This window comes from Rhizobium sp. L43, assembly GCF_002531725.1.
Taxonomy (GTDB): Bacteria; Pseudomonadota; Alphaproteobacteria; order Rhizobiales; family Rhizobiaceae; genus Rhizobium.
In genome coordinates this window covers 119,930-125,929 of the sequence record NZ_NWSQ01000020.1, presented here as the reverse complement: position 1 = coordinate 125,929, position 6,000 = coordinate 119,930, and the positions used below count along the sequence as shown (strand labels likewise).

The 6,000-nt window shown below is 62.7% G+C and carries 4 protein-coding genes; 1 reads left to right on the top strand and 3 read right to left on the bottom strand.

Annotated features, from left to right (window positions below):
- Positions 1 to 191 (top strand): hypothetical protein (locus CO667_RS35650; protein WP_210421750.1); only part of this gene is annotated, 191 nt, incomplete at its 5' end.
- A gap of 52 nt (positions 192 to 243) precedes the next feature.
- On the opposite strand, the gene CO667_RS24745 is transcribed toward CO667_RS35650, so the two are convergent.
- The 3 genes from CO667_RS24745 to CO667_RS24735 form a co-directional block, all read right to left on the bottom strand.
- The gene (locus CO667_RS24745; protein ID WP_097620929.1) at positions 244 to 1,242 is read right to left on the bottom strand and encodes a flagellin; all 999 of its coding nucleotides are present in this window, start codon (positions 1,240 to 1,242) and stop codon (positions 244 to 246) included.
- A 269-nt stretch (positions 1,243 to 1,511) separates the two neighbouring features.
- Entirely contained in the window at positions 1,512 to 4,667 is a 3,156-nt protein-coding gene (locus CO667_RS24740) for an efflux RND transporter permease subunit (protein ID WP_097620928.1), read from the bottom strand.
- Positions 4,664 to 5,875, bottom strand: coding sequence for an efflux RND transporter periplasmic adaptor subunit (locus CO667_RS24735; RefSeq protein ID WP_097620927.1), 1,212 nt, complete (start codon positions 5,873 to 5,875; stop codon positions 4,664 to 4,666). Before CO667_RS24735 ends, CO667_RS24740 begins: the two co-directional genes overlap by 4 nt.
- Between the last annotated feature and the right edge of the window lie 125 nt (positions 5,876 to 6,000).

Genomic DNA, 6,000 nt, shown 5'->3' with positions numbered 1-6,000 from the left:
CCAGGCAAATCAACGACCCAACAGAATCACAATCCAATCGCCGCCGCCAGCAAACATTCACAGGCTCTCAGGATGAGACCGGAGACAGGTCGCGGCTTGCCAACGGAAGACGCAGCAGCACGGCACAACAATTAGCCCTCATGATGAGGGTGAGGAGCGGAGCAATCGATCGAGTGAATCGATTGCAGTGACGAACGAGGGGCCGTCTCGAACCACGAAGGCGGGTAGTTGGATGATCAACTTTTAGAAATTCTGGAACAGCTGCCTGACCGTGTCGTAGGTCGCATTGGCGATGTTCAGCGATTGCAGCCCGAGCTGCTGCTGCGTCTGCAACGCTTTGAGCTTGCTGGACTCCTCCTCCATGTCGGCATCGACGAGCCGGCCGATGCCGGCGGTGTTGTTGTCGTGCAGCTTGGTGGCGAAGTCGTTCTGCAGGTTGATGCGTTTTTCCAATGCGCCGAAGGCCGAGCCGACCGTCGTCAGCTGCGACAGCGCGGCATCGACGACGCTGATCATCTCGCTGACCTGGCCCTCCGTCGTGCTTGACGAGAGCGAGATCACCACTTGGCCCGTGGTGGTACCGTTCTTGCTCGTCATTAGCACGTAGTTTTGCGAGGCGCCGAGTTCAGTGGCAAAATGGTCCGAGGTCAGCACGCCGTATTCGCCCGTACCGGTCGCGCGATCGTCGATAAGGTAACGCGCGTCCTTGGAGGACGTGGCGCCGACCGGTGTCGTATCGATATGGTAGCTCAGCATGCCCACAGAGACCGTGCCGTCGGCATTGCGGATGAAGGAGGCCGGAATCTGGCGCGGCTGCGTCGGCGTCGCGTCGTTATTGAGGATCACCCAATTGTCGCTGTTGAAGGTCGCCGATTCCGACACGCTGCGCAGTTGCTCCTGCAGCTGGCTGATCTCATCGTTGATCTTGTTCTTGTCGACCCCGTCTTCGGTCGCGGCAACCAGCTTGGCCTTGATCTCGGAGACGACGTCGATGACGTTCTGAACGCCGGTATAGGCCGTTCCCATCGTCGCCGCGGCCATGCCGAGCGCATCCTGGACCGCCGATATCGCCTTGTTGTCGGTTCGCGCCGTGGTGGCGACCGACCAGTAGACGGCATTGTCGCTGGCTTTAGCAACACGCATACCGGTCGTGACGTGGTTTTGCGTGACCGTCATGTTCCGATTGATATCGCGCAGCACATGAAGCGCCGCGTCCACAGAAACGCGCTGATAAATACTCACAGGAACTAGACTCCAAAAACACAACAGACGCAAACTGTACAAAAATGAACCGTGCCGCGCGGACGCTCATGTCCGGGGTCGCTGGCACTCCAGCGCTGCGGCCTTCAAGAAACGAAGAAGACCAGTCGGTGTCTGGAACGATCATTGCCGTTTATGCTTAACAAACGGCTAAACTTCAGAAGTAATTCATCTCATTTTTCAAGGTTTCATACACCATGAGAAACGCGGCCGGACAAAGTCCGGCGGCGTTGCAAAATCGGATAAAAGCCTTATTCGGCAGCCTGCAGCTGCTCCTCGTCGGGGGCCGTGCGCGGCCGTGTGGCGACCGCCATCTCCTCGTGCAGGCGCGCTTCCTCGTGGGCATGCGGCTTGGCGAAGCGGGCGAGCAGCAGATAGGCGACCGGCGTGATGAACAGCGTCACCAGCGTTGCAAAGCCGAGACCGCCGACGATCACCCAGCCGAGCGCGACGCGCGCTTCGGCGCCCGCGCCATGGGCAAAGACCAGCGGTACGCCGCCGAGGATGGTGGCGATCATCGTCATCATGACAGGGCGAAGACGCAACGCGCAGGCCTTCTCGATCGAGGAGCGCACGTCCTCGCCCCGGTCGCGCAGCTGATTGGCGAATTCGACGATCAGGATGCCGTTCTTCGCCATGACGCCGACGAGAAGCACGAGGCCGATCTGGCTGTAGATATTGAGGCTGGAGCCGGTGATCACAAGCGCGAAGACAGCGCAGGCAAGACCAAGCGGCACCGTCGACATGATGATCAGTGAGGACAGAACGCTTTCGAACTGCGCGGCCAGCACCAGGAAGATGATGACGATGGCAAAGCCGAAGGTCAGCGCCATACCGCTCGAATTCTCTTCGAGCGTTGCGGCTTCCGCCAGCGGCAGCAGACGCGATCCCGCCGGCAGCAGCGGCGCGGCAAGTTCCGTCACCTGTTTGACGGCGTCGCCGAGCGACATGCCGTTCTTCAGGCCGGCGGTGATCGCCACGGAAGCGAGCTGCTGCTCGCGATTGAGCTGCGGCGCGACCGAGCCTTCCTTCATCGTGGCGATGACCGACATCGGCACGATCTTGCCGTCGCCGGTCTTCAGGAACACGTTTTCGAGGTCTGTGGGATCATCGATCGGCCGCGTCGTCGAGGTCAGAAGCACGGGATAGGATTCGCCGTCAACGAAGACGTCGACCACCGAGCGCCCTTCGAGCAGCGACTGGATCGCCGTCGAAAGCCCGGTGATGTCGATGCCGAGATCGGAAGCGCGCTCGCGGTCGATCGCCACCGACACCTGCGCCTGGCTGGGCTCGTTGGTCAGGCGCGGCGTGTCGTACCGGCCAGTGGCGTCGAGCGCCTGGACCAGCTTGGCCGCCGCCGCCGTCAGCGCCTCGTGATCATTACCGATCAGCGCCATCTGCACGCCGCTGCCGGCGCCGCGGATGCGCAGGCTGTTGGAGGAGATGGCGTTGCCGCGCAGTGCCGGCACCTTTGATGCCGCCTGGTTGATATCGCCGACGATTTCCGCCTGCGTCCTGTGCCGCTCTCCCCAGGGGGCCAGCGTCAGCACCATGAAGCCGCTATTCAAAGAACCGCCCTGGCCGGAGATCGAGAAGATGTTGCGGATGTCGCCGCCATCGACGAGCGGCTGCAGATATTCCTCGACGAGCTGCATCTTGTCGCGGGTATATTCGAGGCTCGATCCCTGCGGCGTCGTCAGCCGCATCATCACCATCGATCGGTCCTCTTCCGGCGTCAGCTCGCTTTTGACGGTGGAAAAGGCGATAACCGCCGCACCGGCGAAGATCACCGAGAACAGAATGACGACGAAGGGCGCGTTGAGGCAGCCGTGCAGCGCCCATTTATAAAGATCGGCAAGCGCCCCGCCGAAGCGGCCGAGTAGGCCGTGATCCTCAAGCATCGGCTTCGTCAGCATGCGCGAGGCAAGCATCGGGCAGAGCGTCAGCGCCACGATCGACGACAGCCCGACCGAGAAGGCAAGCACGAAGCCGAATTCGCGGAACAGGCCGCCGACCTGCCCCGGCAGGAAGGAGAGCGGGATGAATACGGCCGCCAACGTCGCGGTCGTGGCGATAACCGCGAAGAACACCTCGCGCGTGCCAAGCACGGCGGCCGCCCGCGGCCCCATACCCTCGGCACGTCGGCGCACGATGTTTTCGAGCACGACGATCGCGTCGTCGACGACGAGGCCGGTCGCCAGCACGATCGCCAACAGCGTCAGGATGTTGATCGAGAAGCCGACCATGTAGATCGCCGCCAGCGTGCCGATCAGCGCCACCGGCATGCTGACCGCCGGGATCAGCGTCGCCCGCCAATCGCGCAGGAAGAGATAGATGACGGCGGTGACGATGACGGCGGCAAGCACCAAGGCCAGCACCACCTCGTGGATTGCGCCCTGGATGAAGACGGCGTCGTCGCTGGTAATGGCGATCGTCGTTCCCTCCGGCAGCGTCTTCGACAGCTGGTCGACGGCGGCCTTGATTCCGGTCGAGATGTTCAGCGTGTTCGACTGCGCCTGGCGAATGATACCGAGGCCGATGCCTGGCTTGCCGTTGGAGCGTAGCGCCGTTTCGCCGTCGCGGGGTCCGAGCGTCACCGTCGCGACATCACCGAGACGAACGCGGTCCTGCAGCATGACGTTGGAAAAATCAGCCGGCGTCTGCAGGTTGGCGGTGGCGCGCACGACGATATCCTGCGTCGGGCTCTTCAGCGAGCCGGCCGGCACGTCGAGTGCGGCATTGTCGAGCGCCTTCGTCAGATCGCCGACGGTCAGCCCGCGGCTGGCCAGCGCCCCCTGGTCGACATCGACGCGGAAAACCTTCTCCTGGTCGCCATATTCCTCGACGTCGGCGACACCGTCGACGGAGGCGAGGCGATCGATCACCTCGTTTTCGACCAGCTGCGTCAGGTCGTCCATGTTGAGCTTGGTGGAGGTGACGGCAAGGCGCATGATCGCCGAGGAATCCGAATCCGCCTTGACGATCTGCGGCGCATCCGCCTCGTCGGGCAGGTTCTGGGTGATGCGACCGATTGCGTCGCGCACGTCGCTGGCCGCAACGGCGAGATCGATCGCGTCCGAGAATTCCAGCGTCACCCGGCTCTGGCCGAAGGAAGAGGTCGACGAGATCGACTTCAGGCCGCTGACGCGGGCGACAGCCCCCTCGATCACCTTGGTCAGTTCCTGGTCGATCGTCTGCGGCGACGCACCGTCGAAGCTGGTGCGCACGGTGACGACGGGACGGTCGACATCCGGCAGTTCGCGCACCTCAACGCCCACATAAGCCGCAAGGCCGGCGACGACCATCAGCGTGTTGAACACCAGCGCCAGGATCGGCCGGCGAACGAAAAGCGCGGTAAAGCTCTGCTTGCCCGAAGCCCTGTCCTGATGAATCTCGGTCACGCTCATTGGGTCGCGACCTCCGCATTCGCGGCAACATCGGCGCTCACCCGTACCGCCCCGCCCTCACGCACGCGCTGCAGGCCCTGCGTCACGATCTTGTCGCCGTCCTTGAGATCGGCTTTGACGAGCACGAAATCCGGGTTGCGCTGCACGACGCTGACCCGCACCTTGCGCGACTTGTCGTCGCTGACCAGCCAGACGAAAGAGCCTTGAGAATCCCACTGCACGGAAACCGGATCGACGGCCGGATATTTATCGCCGGGAAATTTCATGCTGACGCTGAAGGACATGCCGGCGCGCAGTTCATCCGAACTGTTGTCGATCTTGGCGCGCAGGCGAAGCGTGCGGCTTGCCGCGTCGATGCGGTTGTCGACGGCCTCGACCATGCCCGAAAACACCTGTCCGGGCTTTGCCACCGACATCGCCTCGACCGGCTGGCCGACCGACACCGTATTGGAGAAGCGCTCCGGCACCCAGAAGTCGACCAGGATTTCCGACCGGTCGTCGAGCGTGACGATCGGAATGCTCGTCGTGACGTTGTCGCCGATGTTGACCGGCACGATGCCGACGATACCGTCGATCGGCGCGATAATGTTGCGTCGTGCGAGATTGAGCTCGGCTGCCTGCAGCTGCAGCCGCGCGCCCTGCTCGGCGATCTCGGAATCGAACACGTCCATGCGCGACACACTGGACTTGATGTTGTGATAGAGGTTGGATTTTTCGACAGCGGCCTTGACCGCCACATCAGCCTGGCCGCGAGCGATCACCTGCTCCTCGCTGTCGAGCTTGGCGAGCACTTGGCCGGCCTTTACCTTGTCGCCAGACTTGATGAGGATTTCGCGGATCGTGCCCGATGCCTGCGCCGTCACCGCGACCGAACGGATCGCGTCACCGGTGCCGATGGCGTTCAGTCGGTCGTTGACGACGCCCTGGACGACGGCCTGCGTCGCGACGAGAATGGCGCCGTTGCGCCCGCCACCATTGCGGCGATTCTGCCCCTGCCCCTGTCCCTCGCCACGCTGCTGCCCCTGCGCCCGGGTGGGCGCGTCGGCATCCGCCGTGTCCTCAGCCTTCGGCGCAATTCTGGAAACGATGCCGTCTGGAATACCTGCATCGCGCATCATATCGCCGGCGCCGGGCACAAAAAAAACCCACGCGGCAAAGCCGGCAATAATGACGATGAGCGAAAGTATAAACTGCTTCCAAAAGGCCATGCACGTCTCCAGAGGGACTCGAGGTTGGACCAGGGTCGGTCGAAAGAGGCGCTGCGGGATCAATATCCCTGTAGATGCGACAATATCGCGCGTTTACAGCTTACCGGCAAGCATAAGCAGCCGGC